At 64.0% G+C, this 21,376-nt stretch carries 28 protein-coding genes; 7 read left to right on the top strand and 21 right to left on the bottom strand.

Going from position 1 to position 21,376, the window contains the following annotated elements; all coding sequences use genetic code 11:
- Positions 1-5: 5 nt before the first annotated feature.
- The 3 genes from AC1DF4_RS01895 (at position 6) to AC1DF4_RS01885 (ending at position 2,370) form a co-directional block, all read left to right on the top strand.
- Complete coding sequence (locus AC1DF4_RS01895) at positions 6-941, top strand: type II secretion system F family protein (protein WP_476911284.1); 936 nt, start codon at positions 6-8, stop codon at positions 939-941.
- A gap of 7 nt (positions 942-948) precedes the next feature.
- Positions 949-1,833 (top strand): type II secretion system F family protein, encoded by an 885-nt coding sequence (locus tag AC1DF4_RS01890; RefSeq protein WP_476911283.1) that lies wholly within the window; start codon positions 949-951, stop codon positions 1,831-1,833.
- Between the two features lie 87 nt (positions 1,834-1,920).
- Complete coding sequence (locus AC1DF4_RS01885) at positions 1,921-2,370, top strand: Hpt domain-containing protein (RefSeq protein WP_476911282.1); 450 nt, start codon at positions 1,921-1,923, stop codon at positions 2,368-2,370.
- Here the strand turns inward: AC1DF4_RS01885 and AC1DF4_RS01880 are convergent.
- Entirely contained in the window at positions 2,367-3,125 is a 759-nt protein-coding gene (locus AC1DF4_RS01880; protein WP_476911281.1) for a response regulator transcription factor, read from the bottom strand. The two genes, AC1DF4_RS01885 and AC1DF4_RS01880, sit on opposite strands and share 4 nt — an antisense overlap.
- Positions 3,126-3,337: 212 nt before the next feature.
- Here AC1DF4_RS01880 and AC1DF4_RS01875 point away from each other — a divergent pair, with 212 nt between their 5' ends.
- Positions 3,338-4,711, top strand: coding sequence for a sensor histidine kinase (locus tag AC1DF4_RS01875; RefSeq protein ID WP_476911280.1), 1,374 nt, complete (start codon positions 3,338-3,340; stop codon positions 4,709-4,711).
- 20 nt (positions 4,712-4,731) lie between these two features.
- Here the strand turns inward: AC1DF4_RS01875 and AC1DF4_RS01870 are convergent, their stop codons facing one another.
- The 8 genes from AC1DF4_RS01870 to AC1DF4_RS01835 all read right to left on the bottom strand — a co-directional run bounded on the left by AC1DF4_RS01870 (position 4,732) and on the right by AC1DF4_RS01835 (position 10,031).
- Complete coding sequence (locus tag AC1DF4_RS01870) at positions 4,732-5,622, bottom strand: tRNA pseudouridine synthase A (RefSeq protein ID WP_476911279.1); 891 nt, start codon at positions 5,620-5,622, stop codon at positions 4,732-4,734.
- 31 nt (positions 5,623-5,653) lie between these two features.
- Positions 5,654-6,235, bottom strand: a complete 582-nt coding sequence (gene rplQ, locus AC1DF4_RS01865) for a 50S ribosomal protein L17 (RefSeq protein ID WP_476911278.1) — start codon at positions 6,233-6,235, stop codon at positions 5,654-5,656.
- Positions 6,236-6,311: 76 nt separating this feature from the next.
- A complete protein-coding gene (locus AC1DF4_RS01860) occupies positions 6,312-7,322 on the bottom strand; it encodes a DNA-directed RNA polymerase subunit alpha (RefSeq protein ID WP_024366109.1) in 1,011 nt (336 codons plus the stop codon).
- A 132-nt stretch (positions 7,323-7,454) separates the two neighbouring features.
- Entirely contained in the window at positions 7,455-7,856 is a 402-nt protein-coding gene (rpsK, locus tag AC1DF4_RS01855) for a 30S ribosomal protein S11 (RefSeq protein WP_018773682.1), read from the bottom strand.
- Between the two features lie 51 nt (positions 7,857-7,907).
- Entirely contained in the window at positions 7,908-8,282 is a 375-nt protein-coding gene (rpsM, locus tag AC1DF4_RS01850) for a 30S ribosomal protein S13 (RefSeq protein WP_024366110.1), read from the bottom strand.
- A gap of 175 nt (positions 8,283-8,457) precedes the next feature.
- Complete coding sequence (gene rpmJ / locus AC1DF4_RS01845; protein ID WP_009358722.1) at positions 8,458-8,571, bottom strand: 50S ribosomal protein L36; 114 nt, start codon at positions 8,569-8,571, stop codon at positions 8,458-8,460.
- A 68-nt stretch (positions 8,572-8,639) separates the two neighbouring features.
- Entirely contained in the window at positions 8,640-8,861 is a 222-nt protein-coding gene (infA, locus tag AC1DF4_RS01840; protein ID WP_009358723.1) for a translation initiation factor IF-1, read from the bottom strand.
- 177 nt (positions 8,862-9,038) lie between these two features.
- Entirely contained in the window at positions 9,039-10,031 is a 993-nt protein-coding gene (locus tag AC1DF4_RS01835) for a P1 family peptidase (RefSeq protein ID WP_476911277.1), read from the bottom strand.
- 267 nt (positions 10,032-10,298) lie between these two features.
- Between AC1DF4_RS01835 and AC1DF4_RS01830 the strand changes: the two genes are divergently transcribed.
- The 3 genes from AC1DF4_RS01830 to AC1DF4_RS01820 all read left to right on the top strand — a co-directional run bounded on the left by AC1DF4_RS01830 (position 10,299) and on the right by AC1DF4_RS01820 (position 13,600).
- Positions 10,299-11,249, top strand: a complete 951-nt coding sequence (locus AC1DF4_RS01830) for a carbohydrate ABC transporter permease (protein ID WP_476911276.1) — start codon at positions 10,299-10,301, stop codon at positions 11,247-11,249.
- On the top strand, positions 11,246-12,184 hold the full coding sequence (locus tag AC1DF4_RS01825) for a carbohydrate ABC transporter permease (RefSeq protein WP_476911275.1): 939 nt from the start codon (positions 11,246-11,248) through the stop codon (positions 12,182-12,184). Before AC1DF4_RS01830 ends, AC1DF4_RS01825 begins: the two co-directional genes overlap by 4 nt.
- Positions 12,185-12,253: 69 nt before the next feature.
- The gene (locus tag AC1DF4_RS01820; protein ID WP_476911274.1) at positions 12,254-13,600 is read left to right on the top strand and encodes an ABC transporter substrate-binding protein; all 1,347 of its coding nucleotides are present in this window, start codon (positions 12,254-12,256) and stop codon (positions 13,598-13,600) included.
- Between the two features lie 143 nt (positions 13,601-13,743).
- Here the strand turns inward: AC1DF4_RS01820 and map are convergent, their stop codons facing one another.
- The 12 genes from map to rplN all read right to left on the bottom strand — a co-directional run bounded on the left by map (position 13,744) and on the right by rplN (position 20,906).
- On the bottom strand, positions 13,744-14,571 hold the full coding sequence (gene map, locus AC1DF4_RS01815; protein WP_476911273.1) for a type I methionyl aminopeptidase: 828 nt from the start codon (positions 14,569-14,571) through the stop codon (positions 13,744-13,746).
- Between the two features lie 102 nt (positions 14,572-14,673).
- On the bottom strand, positions 14,674-15,243 hold the full coding sequence (locus AC1DF4_RS01810; protein ID WP_476911616.1) for an adenylate kinase: 570 nt from the start codon (positions 15,241-15,243) through the stop codon (positions 14,674-14,676).
- 5 nt (positions 15,244-15,248) lie between these two features.
- Complete coding sequence (gene secY / locus AC1DF4_RS01805; protein WP_476911272.1) at positions 15,249-16,559, bottom strand: preprotein translocase subunit SecY; 1,311 nt, start codon at positions 16,557-16,559, stop codon at positions 15,249-15,251.
- Positions 16,560-16,746: 187 nt separating this feature from the next.
- Complete coding sequence (gene rplO / locus AC1DF4_RS01800; RefSeq protein ID WP_346925356.1) at positions 16,747-17,241, bottom strand: 50S ribosomal protein L15; 495 nt, start codon at positions 17,239-17,241, stop codon at positions 16,747-16,749.
- Positions 17,242-17,448, bottom strand: a complete 207-nt coding sequence (gene rpmD, locus AC1DF4_RS01795; protein ID WP_346925355.1) for a 50S ribosomal protein L30 — start codon at positions 17,446-17,448, stop codon at positions 17,242-17,244. It lies immediately after the preceding gene.
- A 3-nt stretch (positions 17,449-17,451) separates the two neighbouring features.
- Positions 17,452-18,132 carry a 30S ribosomal protein S5 gene (rpsE, locus tag AC1DF4_RS01790; RefSeq protein ID WP_173403037.1) on the bottom strand — a complete coding sequence of 227 codons (681 nt, stop codon included), beginning with the start codon at positions 18,130-18,132 and terminating at the stop codon, positions 17,452-17,454.
- A 26-nt stretch (positions 18,133-18,158) separates the two neighbouring features.
- A complete protein-coding gene (gene rplR, locus AC1DF4_RS01785) occupies positions 18,159-18,542 on the bottom strand; it encodes a 50S ribosomal protein L18 (protein WP_441404348.1) in 384 nt (127 codons plus the stop codon).
- Between the two features lie 2 nt (positions 18,543-18,544).
- The gene (gene rplF, locus AC1DF4_RS01780) at positions 18,545-19,081 is read right to left on the bottom strand and encodes a 50S ribosomal protein L6 (protein ID WP_056425247.1); all 537 of its coding nucleotides are present in this window, start codon (positions 19,079-19,081) and stop codon (positions 18,545-18,547) included.
- Positions 19,082-19,099: 18 nt separating this feature from the next.
- Positions 19,100-19,498 carry a 30S ribosomal protein S8 gene (rpsH, locus tag AC1DF4_RS01775; protein WP_056425243.1) on the bottom strand — a complete coding sequence of 133 codons (399 nt, stop codon included), beginning with the start codon at positions 19,496-19,498 and terminating at the stop codon, positions 19,100-19,102.
- 95 nt (positions 19,499-19,593) lie between these two features.
- Positions 19,594-20,175 (bottom strand): 50S ribosomal protein L5, encoded by a 582-nt coding sequence (rplE, locus tag AC1DF4_RS01770; protein ID WP_024366124.1) that lies wholly within the window; start codon positions 20,173-20,175, stop codon positions 19,594-19,596.
- Positions 20,175-20,534: a 50S ribosomal protein L24 gene (rplX, locus tag AC1DF4_RS01765; RefSeq protein ID WP_476911271.1), complete on the bottom strand. Its 360-nt coding sequence runs from the start codon at positions 20,532-20,534 to the stop codon at positions 20,175-20,177. The genes rplE and rplX overlap by 1 nt, the downstream gene beginning before the upstream one ends.
- A 3-nt stretch (positions 20,535-20,537) precedes the next feature.
- Complete coding sequence (rplN, locus tag AC1DF4_RS01760) at positions 20,538-20,906, bottom strand: 50S ribosomal protein L14 (RefSeq protein WP_003803789.1); 369 nt, start codon at positions 20,904-20,906, stop codon at positions 20,538-20,540.
- Positions 20,907-21,376: the final 470 nt, after the last annotated feature.

The raw sequence follows: 21,376 nt of genomic DNA, 5'->3' as shown, positions 1-21,376 counted from the left end.
CGGCCATGACTTTATTGCCTGTCGGCGTCGGGCTGCTGTTCACCGCGGTGCTGCTGCTCGGCTACGTGCTGCTCGCCACGGGCGGGGCCAGCGTGCCGCTGGACCGCCGGCGGCCCGTCCAGGACCGGCCCGACTCCCAGCTCACCCGGTTCGCCGGTTCGGCCGTGCACCTGGTCGATCGCTTCTTCGCCCAACGCAAGGTCCGGTTGTTCAACCGGGAAGCGCTGGAAAACGCCGGCCTGCGGCTGAGCCAAGGCGACTTCTTCGTCCTGGTGCTGGCCGGGGCCCTGGTGGGAGCGGTGGCAGGCCTGGTTGTGGCCGGCCCGGTGCTGGCTATTCTCTTCGTCCTGTTGTCCCCGCTGGCGGGGCACCTCGTACTCGGTTTCCTGGCCGGCAAACGCCGGAACACGTTCGACCAGCAGCTCGGCGACACGCTTCAGCTGCTGGCCGGCGGCCTGCGCGCCGGGCACAGCATCCTGCGCGCCATTGATGCCGCCGCCACCGAATCCCAGAGCCCGACGTCGGAGGAGATGCGCCGGGTGGTCACGGAAACCAGCCTGGGACGTGACCTCCAGTCCTCCCTCAACGACACGGCCGAACGGATGCGGAACGAGGACTTCGTCTGGATCGCCCAGGCCATCCAGATCAACCGCGAAGTCGGCGGAAACCTCGCCGAGGTCCTGGACCAGGTGAACGAAACCATCCGCGAGCGCAGCGAAATCAAGGGCCACATCAAGGCCCTCGCCGCCGAGGGCAAGTTCTCTGCGTACATCCTGATGGCCATGCCCATCGGCATCGTTGTCATGCTGATGCTGGTCAACCCTGGCTACATGAACGTGATGTTCACCCACCCCCTGGGCTGGGGCATGATCGTCTCGTCCGTCATCCTGATGACCATCGGCGGGTTGTGGATGCGCAAAATCATCGACCTGAAGTTCTGAGGCGGGCGTGAACTCACTGGTGCTGCTTTCCGTGCTGCTGGTCTCCGCCCCGGTGGGGTACCTGGTGTGGTCGCTGCTGTCCGTAGACCGCTCGACCCGACGGGCTGTCCGCACAATGCTCGCGGCCGGCACCGACACTGCCGGGCCTGCGGAGCAGAACCAGAGCAAACTGCTGGAACGGATCGGCTACCGGCTGACGCCCACCGGGTACGTGCGCAAACTCGACAAGCTCCTGTCCCTCGCCGGCCGTCCGGCATCGCTGCCGCTGGGCCGGGTCCTGGCGGCCAAGCCGCTGCTGGGACTGTTGGGTGCCCTGCTCGGGTTTTACATCAGCTCCAGCGGCCCGACGCCGATCATCAAGCTGGTGGGGGTCTTTGTAGTACTGCTGGGCTACTTCATCCCCGACCTCCTGCTCTACAGCAAGGGCCAGGAGCGCCAAAAGATCATGCAACTGGAGCTGGCCAACACCCTGGACCAGATGCTCATCTCCGTGGAGGCGGGGCTGGGTTTCGAGGGAGCCATGGCCCGGGCCGGCGAGAACGGCAAGGGTCCCCTCGCCGAGGAGCTCGTCCGGACACTCCAGGACATGCAGGTGGGCAGGAGCCGCCGCGAGTCGTACCTCGCGTTGTCCGAGCGGACCAACATCCCGGAGCTGCGCAGCTTCGTCCAGGCGGTGGTCCAGGCGGATACTTATGGCATTGCCATCAGCCGCGTGCTCCGGATCCAGGCGAAAGTCATGCGGGTCAAGCGCCGGCAGCGGGCCGAGGAAAAGGCCATGAAGCTGCCGGTCACCATCTTGTTCCCCTTACTCTTCTTCATCTTCCCGGTGCTCTTCATCGCCATTCTCGGACCCGCCGTCATCAACGCGATCGAGACCTTCAGCGGCCAGTAGCTGCCTGCTTCGCCGGAATGCCACAAGTTTTCCGCAGGATCACCCGGAGTGCAGGGTCAGGGCCCTGACAGGCAGTAGCGTGATCGCATGTCCTTTCTCAGTGCCCCCGACGACGGCGACTCCAGCGCAGCATTTTCCCCCGGACTCTTCCCCGGCGGAGCGGGCCCAGCCGCCCCTGACGTGGCGCCGCTCGTGGATCCCGCGGCGCTCCAGGACCTGGGTGCCCAGCTGGAAAGCCCGTCGGTCGCCAAGGGGTTCGCAAGGGACTATGCCAAGATGTGGGACCAGCGCTACAGCTGCCTGGCGTCGGCGCTGGACCGCCGTGACAAGGCAGGCTCGCTGGAGGCCGCACTGAGCCTGAAGACGTCCTCGGCCATGGTGGGCGGAGTCCAGCTCGCCGGGCTCGCTGGAGAGCTGGAGGAAGCGGTGCGCGGCGGCGACATGGACCGCGCCGGCTCACTCCTGGCAGAGATCGCTGAGAGCGGCAGCGAAACCGTGGATGAACTGCAGTACAGCTACATTCTCTGGGAGAGTTAGTTCCGCTCTGGAGCGAGCCGGTACCCCACACCGCGGACCGTCTGAAGCCAGCGGGGATGCAGGGGATCCTCGCGCAGCTTCCGCCGCAGGTTCCCGATATGCACCTCGACGGCCCGTTCGTCGGATTCGCCGATGTACGCATCCGCGCGGTAATACTCGCCCCGCACCACGCGGACCAGGTCAGTCTTGGACCGGACGGCACCAGCGCCCTTCAGCAGGGCATTCAATAGGTCGAACTCGCTGCGGGTCAGGCTGACGGCCGCACCGTCGACGGTGACCGTACGGCTGTCCGGATTGAGATCCAGCCCGTTGTGGCGGAGGACGGAATCCTGCGGCGCCGGGGCCGCCGCAACTGCCGGCTGGGGCGTTTCACTGATGGTGTCCTGCCGGGGCCGCCGCATCATGGCGGCCACCCTGGCCCGGAGTTCGCGCGGCCGGAACGGCTTGGTCATAAAGTCGTCGGCGCCGGTGTGCAGTGCCGTCAGCGTGTCCAGTTCCTCCGTTCGGGCCGTCAGCATGACCACATAGGCATCGCTGAACTGACGGACCCGGCGAAGGACTTCGAAACCGTCGATGTCCGGGAGCCCCACGTCCAAAGTGACCACGTCGGCTTCCAGACGCCGGATGACGTCCACCCCCTCGCGCCCGTCTGCGGCCGAATGGACTTCGAATCCCGCCTGGCTCAGCACGGCTTCGACAAGGTTGCGTACGTCGGCGTCGTCCTCAACGACGACCGCGACTCCTAGGTCAGTCATGGCCCCCCTCACATCTGCTCCTGCTCCACTTCCAAACGCGGACGCGCCGGCAGTGCTGATCGCGTCGGCCCCCACCGGCATTGTCAGAATACCTACGCTGGGGGAAAAAACCGGTTCCGGCGCAGTAACAGACCCCAGATTACCCAGCTTTGTGTCAAGTTTGTATGACAACTGGTGTAAAACTGGAGCAGTGAGGAAGGAGCGCGGCTTCAGTGAGTGAACAGCGTCTGGCCCGGAGTGCGGACCGGTACTACAAACCCGTGGGCCCGCGTGCGCCGGTGGTGGCCTGCCACCTCTCACTGGCGCTCGTCCTGGGGGCCGCTGTGCTGGCAGCCACCGCATGGTGGCCGGATCTCCTCGACACCCCCGGCATGACCGCCGCTGTGGTGCTCGCTGCACTTGTGGCCCTTGCCGGGTCCTTCGCCCTGAGCCTGGCACGCCTGCGGCTGCGCCAGGCGCAACGCCGGAGCGATGCCACGGAAGCGGAGCTGCAGGCATTGCTCGCGGACAGCCGGGAACGCGAACGCCTCCTCACCACCATCCTGGACACTGTCGACGTCGGCATTGTTGCTCTCGACGCCGCGGGCCGCCGCCTGTTGACCAACAGCTGGCAATCAGCTCTCGAAAGCTCCGCGGCGCCCGCAGGCGCTGCGCAGGGTGCCGGCGAAGCGCAGCTGTTGCTGACCGGCCAGGACCAGGAAACCCCGCTCCCCCTCGAACGCCGCCCGGTTCGGCGGGCCGCATCGGGAGAGTCCTTTGCGGACTACCTCGTGCGGTTCGGTGAGGCCCCGGGCAGCCGCGTCGTGTCCACCGGTGCGCGTCCCCTGCAGGACGACGACGGCGGTTTCCGGGGCGCCGTCGTCGTCTATAACGAGGTCACCGGGCTCGTCGACGCCCTGGCCGCGAAGGACGATGTCGTCTCCACGGTCTCGCACGAGTTCCGCACCCCGTTGACCTCGATCATCGGCAACCTCGACCTGGTCCTGGGTGATTCTGCGGGCCTCTCCACCGCCACCGTGCGCCGGATCGAGGTTGCGCAACGCAACGCGGAACGGCTGCTTGCCCTCGTCTCGGACCTGCTGATGTCGGCCAACTCCACGGTCCACGTCCATCCGCGCCGGACCGATCTGGCCAGTCTCGTCGAAGCCAGTCTCGGCTCGGCCCAGGCCCACGCCCACGCATCCCGGGTCTCACTTTCCATGGAGCTGCCGGCCCCGCTCTGGGCCCATGTTGATCCGCTGCGGATCAGCCAGGCCCTCGACAACCTTGTATCCAACGCCATCAAGTACTCCCCCGACGGCGGCAACGTCCACGTCTCCGCCAGCAACGAGCGGGGCCGGGTGCTGCTGCACGTGCAGGATGACGGAATGGGGATGACAGCTGCCGACGCCGATCGGGTCTTCACCCGGTTCTTCCGCAGCCCCGCCGTGCGCGGGGGCTCGATTCCGGGTGCCGGGCTTGGCCTGGCCATCACCAAGGCGATCGTGGAACGGCACGGTGGCAGCATCTCCTGCAGGTCGCGTCCCGGTTGCGGGAGCACGTTCACCGTGGAACTTCCCGTGGAAGCGGCACCTCAGGCCTTCTAGGGCCCCGGCCGGGCGTCCGGCTACTGGCGCAGGGCGCGGGTCAGCTCGGCCCGGGCCAGCAGCCCGCTGGCCGAGGGGTAGGCCACTTCCTCCAGCACCAGGGGATGCGGGGCGGCCAGCACGGATTTCGCGTCCCGCTGCCGTGACAGCAGCCGTTCCAGCAGCCAGCCGGGCGATTCGATGCCCTCCCCGACAAAGAGGGCGGAACCTACAAGGGACCGCACCATGTTGTGGCAGAAGGCATCTGCCTGGACTGTGGCCACGATGACGCCGTCGGCACCCCGCGCAAATTCGAAGCGCTGGAGTTCCCGGATGGTGGTGGCGCCTTCCCTTGGCTTGCAGTAGGACCGGAAATCCTGCAGTCCCAGCAGCTGTGAGGCGCCTTCGTTCAGCACCCCAACGTCCAGCTGCTGTTTGTGCCACAGCGTCGAAGTGCGGCCCAGCGGGTCCCAGAGGGCAGGTCCGTCCGCGATCCGGTAGCTGTAGCGGCGCCAGAGGGCAGAAAAGCGGGCGTCGAAGCCCTCGAGAGCAATGGACACCTTGTGGACCTCGATGGCCCCGGCGAGATCGCCCAGCCCCCGGCTGAGGGCGCCGCGGAGCCGGCGCAGCAGCGCGACCGCGGGATCCAGCTCGGCACCGCGGTTCAGGCCGAGCCATTCGTCCTCACTCAGGTCCAGATGGACCACCTGGCCGCGGGCATGGACGCCGGCGTCGGTCCGCCCGGCGACCGTAACGCGGATGGGCCTGCGGATCAGCAACTGCAGGGCTTCTTCGAGCTTGCCCTGGACCGTGCGCCGGCCAGGCTGGACGGCCCACCCGCTGAACGGTCCGCCGTCGTACGCAAGATCAAGCCGGATACGCAAAAACCCGCCGCCCCCTCTAACGGGGGCCGCGGGTTTCTGGTCGTTCATAGACTTAAGTCTATGCGAAGAAATCAGCGAATTACTTCGCGTCCTTCTCGGACTTAGCGGCTTCTTCCTCAGCGGCCGCAGCCTCTTCGGTTGCTGCTGCTTCCGTCTCAGCTGCTTCAGCTTCGGGAGCTTCTTCGGTCTCGGCAGCTTCGGTCTCGGCGACCGGAGCGGCTTCTTCCTTCTCGGCGTCCTTCTTGTCAGCGTCACGCTTGGCGGCGGACGTAGCCTCGGCTACGACGGCCTGCTTGGCGGAAACCGGCTCGAGAACCAGTTCGATGACAGCCATGGGAGCGTTGTCGCCCTTGCGGTTGCCGATCTTGGTGATGCGGGTGTAGCCGCCGTTGCGGTTCTCCACTGCCTGTGCAATGTCGGTGAACAGCTCGTGGACGATGCCCTTGTCGCTGATCAAGCCGAGTACACGGCGGCGGGAAGCCAGGTCGCCACGCTTGGCGAAAGTCACCAGGCGCTCGGCGTACGGCTTCAGTCGCTTGGCCTTGGTCACCGTGGTGGTGATCCGCTTGTGCTCGAACAGTGCGGCGGACAGGTTCGCGAGCATAAGACGCTCGTGAGCCGCTCCGCCTCCGAGGCGCGGACCCTTAGCGGGGGTAGGCATAATAGTTTCTCCTCATATGGAAGCCGTTGGGCTGCGCACACCTTGGTGCATCAGCCCGCGGGCCAAGATCTGTTTGTTAGAGCTCGTCGTCGCTGAAAGCGGCGTCGTCCTCTTCAATTGCTGCGGCGCGTGCTGCGAGGTCAAATCCGGGAGGCGAGTCCTTGAGGGACAGGCCCAGTTCAACCAGCTTTGCCTTGACCTCATCGATGGACTTCGCACCGAAGTTACGGATGTCCATGAGGTCGGCCTCGGAGCGGGCCACGAGTTCACCCACGGTGTGGATGCCCTCACGCTTGAGGCAGTTGTAGGAACGGACGGTGAGGTCCAGATCCTCGATCGGCAGGGCCATGTCTGCTGCCAGGGCAGCATCCGTCGGCGACGGGCCAATCTCGATACCTTCAGCTGCGGTGTTCAGCTCGCGGGCCAGACCGAACAGTTCCACCAGGGTGGTACCTGCCGAAGCAACGGCATCGCGCGGGGCGATGGCCTGCTTGGTCTCGACGTCGACAATGAGCTTGTCGAAGTCAGTGCGCTGCTCAACACGGGTAGCTTCCACGCGGAAAGTAACCTTCAAGACCGGCGAGTAGATCGAGTCGACCGGAATGCGGCCGATCTCGGAGTCGCCGGACTTGTTCTGAGCTGCCGAAACGTAGCCGCGGCCGCGCTCGATGGTCAGTTCGAGTTCGAACTTGCCCTTCGAGTTCAGCGTGGCAATGTGCAGATCCGGGTTGTGGAATTCGACGCCGGCCGGCGGAGCAATGTCCGCGGCGGTGACGACTCCCGGGCCCTGCTTGCGCAGGTAGGCAACAACCGGCTCGTCGTGCTCGGAGGAAACCGACAGGTTCTTGATGTTCAGGATGATCTCAGTGACATCTTCCTTGACACCCGGAACCGTGGTGAACTCGTGCAGCACGCCATCGATCCGGATGCTCGTGACAGAGGCACCGGGGATGGAGGAGAGCAGGGTACGGCGGAGGGAGTTTCCGAGGGTGTAACCGAAACCGGGCTCCAGCGGTTCAATGATGAAACGGGAGCGGTTGTCGGAGACGACCTCTTCGGAGAGGGTGGGGCGCTGTGCAATGAGCACTTAGGTTTCCTTTCGGCGAGCATCCGCTATATGACGCAACACAGGTGGTGGAAAGATCGGTCTGAGACTTAACGCGGCCGGGCTTGCCCGGACCCGCGAAGGTCCGGGCAAGCACCGGTGCGTTGGAAAGCCTTAGACGCGGCGGCGCTTCGGCGGACGGCAGCCGTTGTGGGCGCTGGGGGTTACATCCTGGATGGATCCAACCTCAAGGCCAGCGGCCTGCAGTGAACGGATAGCCGTTTCGCGACCCGAACCCGGGCCCTTGACGAATACGTCAACCTTGCGCATACCGTGCTCCTGCGCACGCTTGGCGGCGGCTTCGGCGGCCATCTGGGCTGCGAACGGGGTGGACTTACGTGAGCCCTTGAAGCCAACCTCACCGGACGAAGCCCAGGAGATGACAGCACCGTTCGGGTCCGTGATGGACACGATGGTGTTGTTAAAGGTGCTCTTGATGTGCGCCTGGCCCAGCGCGATATTCTTTTTGTCCTTCTTACGCGGCTTGCGAACCGCGCCACGAGTCTTCGGGGGCATTATTTCTCCTACAGAAAGTTATTGGGGGAAGACGAGCTAATCCCGAGGGGTTTAGCGGGTCTTCTTCTTGCCTGCGACGGTGCGCTTCGGACCCTTGCGGGTACGTGCGTTCGTCTTCGTACGCTGTCCGCGCACTGGCAGGCCCTTGCGGTGGCGAATACCTTCGTAGCTGCCGATTTCAACCTTGCGGCGGATATCTGCTGCTACTTCGCGGCGAAGGTCACCCTCAACCTTGTAGTTGCCTTCAATGTAATCACGCAGCTGGACGAGCTCGGCGTCGGACAGGTCCTTGACCCGAACGTCCGCGCTGATGCCGGTGGCAGCCAGGGTTTCGTGTGCACGGGTCTTGCCCACGCCGTAGATGTAAGTAAGCGCAATTTCCAACCGCTTTTCGCGGGGAATGTCTACGCCAGCGAGACGAGCCATAGAGGCAGTGCTCCTTGTATAAACCGGAGGTCGTAGGCAGTACACCCGCACGTTCCGTGCGGCCCCAGCCTCCGACCGGGGGTTAGCTGTACGGGCCCATATGTCCCAGATCAGCTTGTGCTGCCTTTTATTTACTTGCGTGGGTTAGCAACCCAGGATTTCCCGAAGAGGGAAATTAGCCCTGGCGCTGCTTGTGGCGCGGGTTCTCGCAGATCACCATGACCCGGCCATTACGGCGGATCACTTTGCACTTTTCGCAGATCTGCTTGACGCTCGGCTTGACCTTCATGGCGTTCCTTTGCGTGTTGCAGTGGTCAGCTGGACCGGCCTTCGGCTGTTGCTCTGGCCGCCCAGTGTTTACTTGTAGCGGTAGACGATACGACCACGTGTCAGGTCGTACGGGCTCAGCTCCACCACTACCCGGTCCTCAGGGAGGATCCTGATGTAGTGCTGGCGCATCTTTCCAGAGATGTGCGCCAGAACGATGTGCTTGTTGGTGAGCTCAACACGAAACATCGCGTTAGGCAGCGCCTCAGTCACAACGCCCTCGATCTCAATGACCCCGTCCTTCTTGGCCATACCCTCCGCTAACTGTTGTTTGCCGCCGCCCTCCGGCTTGCACCGGAAATGACCGCGGACGTTTTTGATTGATTGGCTGATGCCTCCCGGCCACAAAAGGGCACAACAGGGCAGACAACCAACAGACAACACTACGCCATTACGGCCCGAATGTTAAATCCAGCAATCGTAGCGTACTCAGCGCCCGTATGCACCAAATTCGCCCGCCGGCGTGCTCACAGGCTCCGCGCGGGCGATCCCATCGAGGATCGCGAGGCGCACGACATCGGCTGCCGCACTCTGAAGGGTAATGAGGCTCACCTGCCGGGCGGACTCGCTGCCGCGGTCCAGAGCGAGCGCGCCGGTGGCGAGGCAAAAAACAGTGTCGCCGTCCGCCAGGGTGTGGCTGGGGTCCAGCGCCCGGGCCAGTCCTGCATGGGCGGCCGAGGCGGTGCGTTTGCACTCGGCCTTGTCCAGGATGGCATTAGTGGCGACGACGACGAGGGTCGTGTTGAGCGCGGGCGGCAAATCCGAAACCCTCTGCGTGCTCGCTCGTTCCTCGCTTAGACGCACGCTGCCGGGTTCCGTCCGCTGGCTCGATGTGCCAAACGGTAACCCGAGTGCGTTGACTACCGCTATGGCCCCCACGACGACCGGGCCGTCTGGGGAGATGTTTTCCAGGGTGATCGAGGCTGTTCCTATTCCGCCCTTGTACTGTCCTCTGCCGAGGAGGGCTCCGGTGCCGACTCCTACGTTGCCGCGTTCGACGTCGTGGGCTTCGTTGCGGGCGGCGGCGTCCCTCGTGGCCGCGTAGCCCATGGCGGCGTCCGGGCGGGCGGTGAAGTCTCCTCCGCGGCCGAGGTCGAATATTGCCGCGGCCGGCACGATGGGGACCACGCCGCCGGTGACCGGGAAGCCGCGGCCGTTCTCCTCGCACCAGCGCTGGGCGCCGTGGGCCGCGACGAGGCCGAAGGCGCTTCCCCCGGTGAGCACGACGGCGTCCACGGTCCGGGTCAGGGTTGTTGGGTCCAGGGCATCGGTCTCATGCGTCCCGGGCCCGCCGCCCCGGACATCGACGGAACCAACGGTGCCCGGCGGAGGCAGCACAACCGTCACTCCGCTCAGCCAGCCTTCGCCTGTCCTGCCGGCATGGCCCACTCGCAGGCCGGGCACGTCCGTAATCGCAGTCATGGCTCTATTGTGCGCTCTGGCGCAAGGTCCCTGCCTCCCGCCGAGCCTCCAACGAATTGACGAATCGCGCGCTGATGTCCGGTGTCCAAACAAGCGTTATGTAATACTGCATGCAACACAGCGTGAACGGGCAACGAAGCCTTGGACAACAAAGCTCTAATGGGGTCTTGTGCGGGATTCTGCCCACCAGCCATGTGGTGAAGTGATAGCTAGGTATCCCCGCCCATCCGCCTGCCACCGGCAGGCACGGAACCGTTAGAGACCTGAATGACGCGACAATTGACCGACCGGCCGCGCGCCGTCGTCGAGGCCAAACCGGCCCCGGCGCCGCGTGCCCGCTGGTCCGCCCGAACCCGCCGGGACTTCTTCGTTTTCCTGGCGTTGGCTCTCCCCAACCTGCTCCTGATTGCGGTGTTCACCTACCTCCCGCTCTTCAACAACATCTATTACTCCACCCTGGACTGGACCCTGGGCTCGGCCAATGCCACGGTGGTGGGCTTCGAAAACTACGTCACCTTCTTCACGAGTTCGGACGCCACCAAGGTCCTCGGCACCACCGCGGTTTTCACGCTCGTCACGGTCGGCGGCTCCATGGTCCTGGGCCTGCTGGTGGCACTGGCCCTGAACTCCAGGATCCGCGGCACAACGTTCGCGCGCTCAGCCGTCTTCGCCCCCTACGTGCTCAGCGGCGTCGGCGTCGGGCTCGTCTGGCTCTTCATTTTCGATCCCGGCTACGGGGTGCTCGCCTGGCTGCTGCGCGGCATCGGCCAGCAGAGCCCGCAGTGGATCAATGACCCGCAACTGTCCCTGGTCATGGTCATCATCGTTTACGTGTGGAAGAACCTCGGCTACTGCGCCGTCGTCTACCTGGCCGGGCTGCAGTCGCTCCCGCAGGATGTCATGGAGGCCGCGTCGCTGGACGGAGCCAACGGCTTCCGGCGCTTCATGAGCATGGCCCTGCCGCTGCTATCCCCCACCACGTTCTTCCTGCTCATCACCACCATGCTGAGCTCGCTGCAGGCCTTCGACCTGATCCGCATCATGACCCCGCTGGGCAACGGCACCAGCACGCTGATCTACGAGGCCTACCTCCAGGCCTTCGGGGCGTTCAACCGGGCCGGCTACTCGGCCGCGATCTCCGTGATTCTGTTCGCCATCCTGCTCATCATCACCGTGCTGCAGTTGCGGTTCGTCGAACGGAAGGTGCACTACTCGTGAGCCTGCTCTCCCCCGTCAGCCCTGACCCCGCCGCCAACGCCGGCCCCGCCTCACCTTCCGACGCCGATCCCGGGATCCCGGTGCAGCGCCACCGGCCGTTCTCCCGCGCCAACCTGATCCAGACGATTGCCGGCGGCTACCTTCCCTTGGTCCTCGCCACGCTGGTGGTGTTCCTGCCGCTGCTGTGGATGGTGCTGAGTTCGTTCAAGCAGCCCGGCGAGATCATCACCATGGACCTGAAGATCCTGCCGGAGAGCCTGAACTTCGAAAACTACAACGTCGCCATGACCACCGTGCCGTTCGCCCAGTTCTTCGTGAACAGCCTGATCGTCACCAGCGTGGGGGCCACCATCAAAGTCCTCCTGGCCATCCTGACCGCCTACGCGCTGGTGTTTGTCCGCTTCCCGTACAAGAACGTCATCTTCGTGCTGATCCTTGTGGCCCTGATGGTCCCGCCGCAGGTGTCCATCCTGCCCAACTACATCCTGATCGCAGGGATGGGCGGCAAGAACACCCTGTGGGGCATCATTCTCCCGGGTCTTGGCACGGCGTTCGGGACGTTCCTGCTGCGCCAGCACTTCCTGACGCTGCCCGCCTCCATCCTGGAATCGGCCGAGATCGACGGCGCCGGCCACTGGCGCCGCCTCTGGCGGATCGTGGTCCCGGTCTCCGGGCCCTCGATCGCTACGGTGGCGCTCGTCGTCGTCGTGAGCGAATGGAACGACTACATCTGGCCGCTCATCATCACGGACCGTCCCGAGACCATGACACTGCCCGTGGGCCTGACGCTCCTGCAGAACTCCGAGGGCAACGGCTCCGGCTGGGGCATCCTGATGGCCGGCGCCGTGCTGGTGATCGTGCCCATCCTGCTGGTCTTCGCGGCGCTCCAGCGCTACATCGTGGCCGGCCTTACCCAGGGCAGCGTCACCGGGTGATCCAGCCCCCAAGACCCACCGCAATCCAGTCATCACAGCTATCCAGTCGCACCACCGAGAGGATCCACCATGGCATTGAATCTTGACCGCAGAAATTTCCTGGGACTGGCCGGCGCCGGGGCAGGTGCCGCGGCGCTGGCCGCCTGCGGCGGGCCGTCCACCGGCGGCACTGCGGCGGCAACAGGTGCCGCCGATATCGACTTCAGCGGCGTCAAGCCGGCCGCATCGATCGATTTCTGGACCAGCCACCCCGGCAAGTCCCAGGATGTGGAAAAAGCCATCATCGAGAAGTTCCACGCGAAGTTCCCGGACATCAAGGTCAACCTCGTGACCGCCGGGGCGAACTACGAGGAGATCGCGCAGAAGTTCCAGACGTCGCAAGCGGCAAAGTCCGGCCTGCCGGGCCTCGTGGTCCTCTCCGACGTGTGGTGGTTCCGCTACTACACCAACGGCAACATCATCCCGCTGAACAGCCTGATCAAGCAGCTGGACATCAAGGTGGACGATTTCCAGAAGTCCCTCATCGCCGACTACCAGTACGCGGACAAGCAGTGGGCACTGCCCTACGGCCGGTCAACCCCGCTGTTCTACTACAACAAGGACCACTTCAAGGCCGCCGGGCTGCCGGACCGTGCCCCGAAGACCTGGCAGGAGTTCGGCGAGTGGGCGCCCAAGCTCAAGGCCAGCTCCGGCGCGCAGTACGCCTACATCTACCCCGCCCTGGCAGGCTACGCCGGCTGGACCCTGCAGAACAACCTGTGGGGCTGGGGCGGCAGCTGGTCCAACGAGTGGGCATTCAACTGCGATTCCGCCGAGTCTGTCGCCGCCCTGCAGTGGGCGCAGGACTCCATCTTCAAGGACAAGTGGGCGGGGGTCTCATCCAAGGAAGCCGCCGACGACTTCGCGGCGGGCATCACCTCGTCCACGATTTCCTCCACGGGTTCCCTCCTGGGGGTCCTGAAGTCCGCGAAGTTCAACGTGGGCGTCGGCTACCTGCCGGGCGGCCCGAAGAGCGAAAGCCCGGTGTGCCCCACCGGCGGCGCCGGCCTGGGCATCCCCAGCGGGGTCAGCAAGGAGGTCCAGCTCGCCGCCGCCACCTTCCTGAAGTTCATGACGGAGCCGGAAAACACGGCGCAGTTCTCCTCGGCCACGGGCTACATGCCCACCCGCACGTCCGCCGACATGACTGCCGTGCTGGCCAAGACGCCGCAGATCAAGACCGCCATGGACCAGCTCGCCGTCACCCGCGTCCAGGACAACGCCCGTGTGTTCCTCCCGGGCGCGGACCAGGAGATGGCCAAGGCGGCCGCGGCAATCCTCACCCAGCAGGGCGACGTCAAGGCCACCATGACCGCGCTGAAGGCGACCCTGGAAGGCATCTACACCAAGGACGTTAAGCCGAAGCTCAAGAGCTGACGACGCAGGTAAGTTCTCCCGATACGACGAATCCCTGGCGCTGCCGCATTCCGGCGTCGCCAGGGATTCGTTGTGTCACGGGCAATGGCGCGCCTCGCCGGCGCCAACGCGGGGCGCCGGCGCCGCCAGCCGGGGTCCCGCGCCTAGGGAATCGGGACGGGCACGACGCCGAGCGGGGCCAGTTTCGCGGCTCCCCCGTCGGGTGCGGAGAGCACCCAGATGCCCTTCTCGTGGACGGCCACGGAATGCTCCCACTGGCAGGACCGTTTGCCGTCGGTGGTCACCACGGTCCAGTCGTCCTCCAGAACGGCGGTGTCGATGCTTCCGCGGACCAGCATCGGTTCGATGGCCAGGCACAGTCCCGGGCGGATTTTGGGCCCGCGGTGGTTAGTGCGGTAGTTCGGTACATCCGGGGCCATGTGCATCTCCGAGCCGATACCGTGGCCCACGTAGTCCTCGAGGATGCCCAGCGCCTTGCCGGGCACGGAGGAGACGTAGTCGTCCACGGCGTTGCCGATGTCGCCGATGAACTTTCCGGTGGCCAGCGCGGCAATCCCGTGCCACATCGCGGCCTCGGTGACATCGGAGAGCCGCTGGTCCTCGGGGTCGGCGGTGCCCACGATCAGGGTGCGGGCCGAGTCGGAGTGCCAGCCGTCCAGGATCGCGCCGCCGTCGATCGAGAGGATGTCCCCGTCCTGCAGGACGCGGCCCCCGGGGATACCGTGGACCACCTCCTCGTTGACCGAGGTGCAGATCGTGGCGGGGAAGCCGTGGTAGCCAAGGAAATTGGAGGTGGCGCCGGCATCCTTGAGCACCGCCGCGAACACGGCGTCGAGGTCTTGGGTGGTTTTCCCCGGTGCGGCGGCCGCAACAGCGGCGTCCAGGGCGCGGCTCAGGACGAGCCCGGCCCCGTGCATGGCGCGCATCTGGGCGTTGGTCTTGTACTCGATGCGTGGCTGGCCGAATGCCATCCGCAACTTCCTTTCGATGGGGCCGTACCGCCCTGGGGCGGTCGGCCAAATGGCTGAGGCCCCTCCCGGTGTTCCGGGAGGGGCCTCAAGGTCCGTGGCCGATCAGGCCGACTGGGCCTCTTTGATGGCCTGCATGACGCGGTCGGTGACCTCGTCGATGCCGCCGATGCCGTCTACACGGGTCAGGATGCCGCGGTCGGCATACTTGGCGACAACGGCCTCCGTCTGGCCGTGGTACAGGTCAAGGCGGTGCCGGATGACGGCTTCGTTGTCGTCGGTGCGTCCGGTTTCCTTGGCCCGGCCCAGCAGGCGGGTGACAAGTTCCTCGTCGTCGGCCGTGAGCTGCAGGACGACGTCGAGCTTCTGGTCGCCGTCGGCGAGGATCCCGTCGAGGTAGTCCACCTGCGCGGTGGTGCGCGGGTAGCCGTCCAGCAGGAAGCCGTTCTCCACGTCGCCCTCGCTGAGGCGGTCGCGGACCATCTTGTTGGTCACGCTGTCCGGGACGAAGTCGCCGGCATCCATGTATTTCTTGGCTTCGATGCCAAGCGGAGTCTCACCCTTGACGTTGGCGCGGAAGATGTCGCCGGTGGAAATCGCGACGACGCCGAGGCGCTCCGAAATACGTTCCGCCTGTGTTCCCTTGCCGGAGCCGGGAGGTCCGATAATCAACATTCTCGTCATCGCAAAAGCCCTTCGTAGTGACGCTGCTGTAGCTGCGCATCAATCTGCTTGACGGTCTCCAAACCGACGCCGACCATGATCAGGATCGAGGTGCCGCCGAACGGGAAGTTCTGGTTGGCGTTGATCAGGACCAGGGCAACGAGCGGAATCAGTGCCACGAATCCCAGGTAAATGGCACCGGGGAGGGTGATCCTGGAAAGCACATACTGCAGGTAGTCCGCCGTCGGCTTGCCGGCACGGATACCCGGAATGAAGCCGCCGTACTTCTTCATGTTGTCAGAAACTTCTTCAGGGTTGAAAGTGATCGCAACATAGAAGTACGTAAAGAACACAATCATGGCGAAGTAGAGGGCCATATAGATCGGGTGGTCGCCGCGGGTGAGGTTGTTGTTGATCCACTCAACCCACGGCGCTACGGCCTCGCCGGGCTTGGGCTGGTTGAACTGGGAGATCAGGCCCGGCAGGTACAGCATGGAGGAGGCGAAGATGACGGGCACGACGCCGGCCATGTTCACCTTGATCGGGATGTAGGTGCTGGTGCCGCCAACGGTTCGGCGGCCAATCATCCGCTTGGCGTACTGCACCGGGATGCGGCGCTGTGACTGTTCCACGAAGACCACCGCGGCCACGGTCAGCAGGCCGATGACCAGGACCATAAAGAACGTTCCCGGGCCCTGCGAGGTCCAGATGGCACCGAGCGAGCCGGGGAAGCTGGACACGATGGACGTGAAGATGAGCAGCGACATGCCGTTGCCGACACCCTTTTCGGTCACAAGCTCGCCCATCCACATGATGAGGCCGGTACCGGCCGTCAGCGTGATGATGATGAGGATCGTGGTGACGATGCTGTCATCCGGGATGATCGGCAGCTGGCAGTTGGGCAGCAGCTGGCCGGAACGCGCCAGCGACACCAGCGTCGTGGCGTTCAGCAGGCCCAGGGCGATGGTGAGGTAACGCGTGTACTGCGTCAGCTTCGACTGGCCCGAGGCGCCCTCCTCGTAGAGCTCCTGGAACCGGGGAATGACCACCCGGAGCAGCTGGACGATGATGCTGGCCGTGATGTACGGCATGATACCGAGGGCGAAGACGGACACCTGCAGCAATGCACCGCCGCTGAACAGGTTGACGAGCTGGTAGATACCGCCCGAGGTCTGACCGGTCTGCAAGCATTGCTGGACATTCTGGTAGTTCACACCAGGCGAGGGGATGAAGGCACCCAAGCGGAAGATTGTGATGATTCCCAGCGTGAACAACAACTTGCGTCGCAGATCAGGCGTGCGAAAGGCCCGGCCAAATGCGCTAAGCAAGCGTCCTCCTGATGAATAAGTAAAGTCGTGTGAGATAGGTCAAATAAACCCAACAACCGAGTCTAACGGGTGTTCGCGTCCTGCGAACAATCGCAGGGCCGGGAAAAAAAGAAAAACTCCCGGCACCTAGGGGCCTGAGCCCCTGGTACCGGGAGTTTCCACAACGGGCAACTGCCCCGCCGCCTCGTTAGAGGGCGGTGGTGCTTCCGCCTGCTGCAGCAATCTTCTCTGCGGCGCTGGCCGAGAATGCGTGGACGGTGACGTCAACCTTGACGGTGATGTCGCCGGTGCCCAGCACCTTGACGGGCTGGTTCTTGCGAACGGCACCCTTTTCGACCAGGTTCTCCACGGTGACTGCGCCACCTTCCGGGAACAGCTCGTTGAGCTTGTCCAGGTTTACAACCTGGAACTCAACCCGGAACGGGTTCTTGAAGCCGCGCAGCTTCGGGAGGCGCATGTGCAGCGGCAGCTGGCCGCCGGCAAAGCCAGCCTTGATCTGGTAGCGGGCCTTCGTACCCTTGGTACCGCGACCGGCGGTCTTACCCTTGGAACCTTCACCACGACCAACACGGGTCTTGGCGGTCTTGGCACCCGGGGCGGGACGCAGGTGGTGAACCTTCAGTGCGTTCTGCTTCTCAGCAGTGGCGCCCTGTGCCTTTTCGGCGGTGTTCTTCTCTGCCATTTACTTCGCCTCCTCTACCTTTATCAGGTGCGGAACCGTGTTGACCATGCCGACGGTGACGGCGTCGGCGGTGCGGACAACGGTGTGTCCGATCCGCTTCAGGCCGAGGGACCGCAGGGTGTCGCGCTGGTTCTGCTTGCCGCCAATGGCGGACTTAATCTGAGTGATCTCCAACTTTGCGTCGGAGACAAGCACGTTCTTAGCCATGACTCAGACACCTGCCTTCTGGTTCAGGAGCGCCTTCACCATTGCCGGCGGGGCGATCTCGTCGAGCGGGAGGCCGCGGCGTGCTGCCACTGCTGCCGGCTCTTCGAGGCGCTTCAGCGCGTCAACGGTCGCGTGCACGATGTTGATGGCATTGGAGGAACCGAGCGACTTGGAGAGGATGTCGTGGATGCCCACGCACTCCAGTACTGCACGGACCGGACCGCCGGCGATAACACCGGTACCGGCGGAAGCCGGACGCAGCATAACGACGCCTGCGGCGGCTTCACCCTGAACACGGTGCGGGATGGTGCTGCCGATGCGGGGAACGCGGAAGAAGGACTTCTTGGCCTCTTCAACGCCCTTCGCGATGGCGGCAGGAACTTCCTTAGCCTTGCCGTAGCCGACGCCGACCATACCGTTGCCGTCACCGACGACGACGAGGGCGGTGAAGCTGAAGCGACGACCACCCTTGACGACCTTGGAAACACGGTTGATGGTTACGACGCGCTCTACGAACTGGCTCTTTTCGGCTTCGCGACCACCATCGCGGCCACCACGGCCACCACGGTCGCCACGGCCCTGGCCGCGGTCGCCACGCTCGCCACGACGAGCGCCACCACGGCGGTCATCAGTGGTAGCAGGCGCAGCGGTCTCAGTTGCCGGAGCAGCTACAGCTTCAGTCACCTGAATGTCCTTTTCGTTATTTTCGGTCACAGTGCCAGCCCACCTTCACGTGCGCCGTCAGCGACGGCGGCGATCCGGCCGTGGTACTTGTTACCACCGCGGTCGAAGACAACTGCTTCGATACCGGCAGCCTTGGCACGCTCGGCGACGAGCTCGCCAACGCGCTTGGCCTTGGCAGTCTTGTCACCGTCGAATGCACGAAGGTCGGCTTCCAAAGTGGAGCCGCTCGCTACGGTCAGGCCCTTGGTGTCATCGACAACCTGGACGAATACGTGGCGTGCGGAACGGTTGACGACCATACGGGGACGTACAGCCGTGCCGGAGATGCGCTTGCGGATACGAAGCTGGCGGCGGCTGCGCTGGGCAGACTTGCTCTTGTTCGTACGCTTCTTGTTAATTGCGATCGCCATGGTTACTTACCAGCCTTTCCGACCTTGCGGCGGATGACTTCGCCTGCGTAACGGATGCCCTTGCCCTTGTAGGGGTCCGGCTTCCGCAGCTTGCGAATGTTGGCAGCAACCTCGCCGACCTGCTGCTTGGAGATACCTGAAACAGAGAGCTTGGTCGGGGTCTCTACTGCAAAGGTGATGCCGTTCGGTGCCGTGATGTTAACCGGGTGGCTGTAGCCCAGAGCGAACTCCAGGTCAGCACCCTTTGCCTGAACGCGGTAACCGGTACCGACGATTTCAAGCTTCTTCTCGTAGCCTGCGGTGACACCCTGGATCATGTTGGCGATCAGGGTGCGGGTCAGGCCGTGCAGCGAACGTGAGGCGCGCTCGTCGTTCGGGCGGGCGACAGTCAGGGTGCCATCTTCCAGGGAAACCTCGATCGGGCTGGGCACAGTGTGGCTCAGCTCGCCTTTGGAACCCTTGACGTTGACGACAGAGCCGTCAACCTTGACCTCAACGCCGGCAGGAACGGTGATGGGGAGACGTCCAATACGTGACATTATTCTCTTCCTTTCCCGTTACCAGACGTAAGCGAGGACTTCGCCGCCCACGCCCTTCTTGCCGGCCTGCTTGTCAGTCAAGAGGCCGGAAGAGGTGGACAGGATTGCGACACCCAGGCCACCGAGCACGTGCGGCAGGTTGGTGGACTTTGCGTAAACGCGCAGTCCCGGCTTGGAAATACGACGAACGCCAGCGATGGAACGCTCGCGGTTCGGACCGAACTTGAGCTCGAGGGTCAGCTTCTTGCCAACCTCAGCGTCTTCTTCTTTCCAGGAGGCGATGTAACCTTCGGCCTTCAGGATGTCGGCAACGCGTGCCTTGAGCTTGCTGTACGGCATAGACACGGAATCGTGGTATGCCGAGTTTGCGTTGCGCAGACGCGTAAGCATGTCTGCGACGGGATCTGTCATTGTCATGGTGGGCTCATGCCCTTCCTCATAACGGTTTCCGCCGTGCAGTCTTTCCGAACAAAGTTCGGAACCGGCACGGACGGACCTTTTACGTAGCTAGATTAATCTTCGGTCTTGAACGGGAAGCCAAGCGCCTTGAGCAGCGCGCGGCCTTCGTCGTCGGTCTTGGCAGTGGTCACGACGGTGATGTCCATGCCGCGAACGCGGTCAATGGAATCCTGGTCGATCTCGTGGAACATAACCTGCTCGGTCAGACCGAAGGTGTAGTTGCCGTTGCCGTCGAACTGCTTGCCGCTGAGGCCCCGGAAGTCGCGGATACGCGGCAGAGCCAGCGTGACCAGACGGTCCAGGAATTCCCACATGCGGTCCCCACGCAGAGTTGCGTGTGCACCGATCGGCATGCCTTCGCGCAGCTTGAACTGTGCGATCGACTTGCGGGCCTTGGTTACCTGCGGCTTCTGGCCGGTGATCAGGGTCAGATCGCGGACAGCGCCGTCGATCAGCTTGGAGTCCTTGGCGGCATCTCCAACACCCATGTTCACAACGACCTTGACCAGACGGGGAACCTGGTTGACGTTCTCGTACTTGAATTCCTCAACGAGCGTGCTCTTGATGGAATCCGCGTACTTGGTCTTCAGACGAGGAACGATCTTGCTTGCCGGAGTCTCGAGAGTCTCAGTCATTAGATGTCCTTCCCTGAGCTCTTGGCCACGCGGACACGCACTTCACGCTTCACGCCATCGCGCTCAACGGTCTCGGTGCGGAAACCGACGCGGGTTGGCTTCTTGGTGGACGGGTCAACCAGAGCCACGTTGGAGATGTGGATCGTAGCCTCGACGACTTCGATGCCACCGGTCTTGGTGCCGCGCTGCGACTGACCGACCTTGGTGTGCTTGGTTACGCGGTTGATACCTTCGACCAGCACGCGGTTGGTCTCGGGGTACACGCGCAGAACCTTGCCCTGCTTGCCCTTGTCGCCGCCGCGCTCAGCCTTGGCGCCAGTGATGACCTGAACCAGGTCACCCTTCTTGATCTTAGCCATGGACTAAAGCACCTCCGGAGCCAGAGAAACGATCTTCATGAACTTCTTATCGCGAAGTTCACGACCAACCGGTCCGAAGATACGGGTACCGCGGGGGTCACCGTCGTTCTTCAGGATCACAGCTGCGTTCTCGTCAAACTTGATGTAGGAACCATCCGCACGGCGGCGTTCCTTCTTGGTACGGACGATGACAGCCTTGACGACGTCGCCCTTCTTTACGTTGCCGCCCGGAATTGCGTCCTTGACGGTAGCGACGATGACGTCGCCAATGCCTGCGTAGCGACGGCCAGATCCACCGAGAACGCGAATGGTAAGGATTTCCTTAGCACCCGTGTTGTCGGCGACCTTGAGTCGCGACTCCTGCTGAATCACTATTTACTCCTTGCGTCGCGCTGGTTCTCAGACCGAAAATTTTCCTACGGAATGAGCCTTGCGGAACGGTTGATCGGGGTGTCTCTTGACCTGCCTGGATTTTGCCAGACCAGGCCTAAACTCCCGTGCCAAAAACATTTGCTTCCCAGGCGGAACCCGACGGATCGGGGCGCTAGGGGGCACTATGCCGTGGCACGATTGTTTACGAGGTTGATGACGGCGCACAGATAGCGCCATACAAACTCAAAATCATAGCACGTTTGGGCCCCTGGTCAGAATCGGCCAATACCACAGACGACGGCGTCACGCACGGCACACTTTTGGCCCGCCGGGGCCCGCACTCCCCCGGAAACCCGGCCCGCCGGCGTCGTACGCCTGCTGAAAGCCTGCAGCGCGTGACGTGCCCGCGGCCCCTGGCAAGCCCGGAAAACCCGAAGTACCCGGACAGCGGAGAAGCCCCCGTTCCCAGA

Source organism: Arthrobacter sp. 05N429, assembly GCF_056397045.1.
The sequence above is the reverse complement of the archived record's forward strand: the minus strand, read 5'-3'. Positions and strand labels throughout refer to the sequence as shown.

What these genes read in the sequence shown, in the direction of transcription:
- AC1DF4_RS01820 (WP_476911274.1), top strand. Translation starts at nt 12,254, where the DNA reads ATGGCATTGAATCTTGACCGCAGAAATTTCCTGGGACTGGCCGGCGCC.
- AC1DF4_RS01885 (WP_476911282.1), top strand. Translation starts at nt 1,921, where the DNA reads ATGTCCTTTCTCAGTGCCCCCGACGACGGCGACTCCAGCGCAGCATTT.
- rplQ (WP_476911278.1), bottom strand. Translation starts at nt 6,235, where the DNA reads ATGCCTACCCCCGCTAAGGGTCCGCGCCTCGGAGGCGGAGCGGCTCAC.
- rplX (WP_476911271.1), bottom strand. Translation starts at nt 20,534, where the DNA reads ATGGCTAAGATCAAGAAGGGTGACCTGGTTCAGGTCATCACTGGCGCC.
- rplE (WP_024366124.1), bottom strand. Translation starts at nt 20,175, where the DNA reads ATGACTGAGACTCTCGAGACTCCGGCAAGCAAGATCGTTCCTCGTCTG.
- rpsM (WP_024366110.1), bottom strand. Translation starts at nt 8,282, where the DNA reads ATGGCTCGTCTCGCTGGCGTAGACATTCCCCGCGAAAAGCGGTTGGAA.
- rpsH (WP_056425243.1), bottom strand. Translation starts at nt 19,498, where the DNA reads ATGACAATGACAGATCCCGTCGCAGACATGCTTACGCGTCTGCGCAAC.
- AC1DF4_RS01810 (WP_476911616.1), bottom strand. Translation starts at nt 15,243, where the DNA reads ATGTTGATTATCGGACCTCCCGGCTCCGGCAAGGGAACACAGGCGGAA.
- rplF (WP_056425247.1), bottom strand. Translation starts at nt 19,081, where the DNA reads ATGTCACGTATTGGACGTCTCCCCATCACCGTTCCTGCCGGCGTTGAG.
- rpsK (WP_018773682.1), bottom strand. Translation starts at nt 7,856, where the DNA reads ATGCCCCCGAAGACTCGTGGCGCGGTTCGCAAGCCGCGTAAGAAGGAC.
- AC1DF4_RS01895 (WP_476911284.1), top strand. Translation starts at nt 6, where the DNA reads ATGACTTTATTGCCTGTCGGCGTCGGGCTGCTGTTCACCGCGGTGCTG.
- AC1DF4_RS01830 (WP_476911276.1), top strand. Translation starts at nt 10,299, where the DNA reads ATGACGCGACAATTGACCGACCGGCCGCGCGCCGTCGTCGAGGCCAAA.
- infA (WP_009358723.1), bottom strand. Translation starts at nt 8,861, where the DNA reads ATGGCCAAGAAGGACGGGGTCATTGAGATCGAGGGCGTTGTGACTGAG.
- rpmD (WP_346925355.1), bottom strand. Translation starts at nt 17,448, where the DNA reads ATGGCTAAGAACGTGCTTGTCTCCGACGCAAAGTTGGAGATCACTCAG.
- AC1DF4_RS01835 (WP_476911277.1), bottom strand. Translation starts at nt 10,031, where the DNA reads ATGACTGCGATTACGGACGTGCCCGGCCTGCGAGTGGGCCATGCCGGC.
- map (WP_476911273.1), bottom strand. Translation starts at nt 14,571, where the DNA reads ATGGCATTCGGCCAGCCACGCATCGAGTACAAGACCAACGCCCAGATG.
- rplO (WP_346925356.1), bottom strand. Translation starts at nt 17,241, where the DNA reads ATGGCAGAGAAGAACACCGCCGAAAAGGCACAGGGCGCCACTGCTGAG.
- AC1DF4_RS01880 (WP_476911281.1), bottom strand. Translation starts at nt 3,125, where the DNA reads ATGACTGACCTAGGAGTCGCGGTCGTCGTTGAGGACGACGCCGACGTA.
- rplR (WP_441404348.1), bottom strand. Translation starts at nt 18,542, where the DNA reads ATGGCGATCGCAATTAACAAGAAGCGTACGAACAAGAGCAAGTCTGCC.
- AC1DF4_RS01870 (WP_476911279.1), bottom strand. Translation starts at nt 5,622, where the DNA reads ATGAACGACCAGAAACCCGCGGCCCCCGTTAGAGGGGGCGGCGGGTTT.
- rpmJ (WP_009358722.1), bottom strand. Translation starts at nt 8,571, where the DNA reads ATGAAGGTCAAGCCGAGCGTCAAGCAGATCTGCGAAAAGTGCAAAGTG.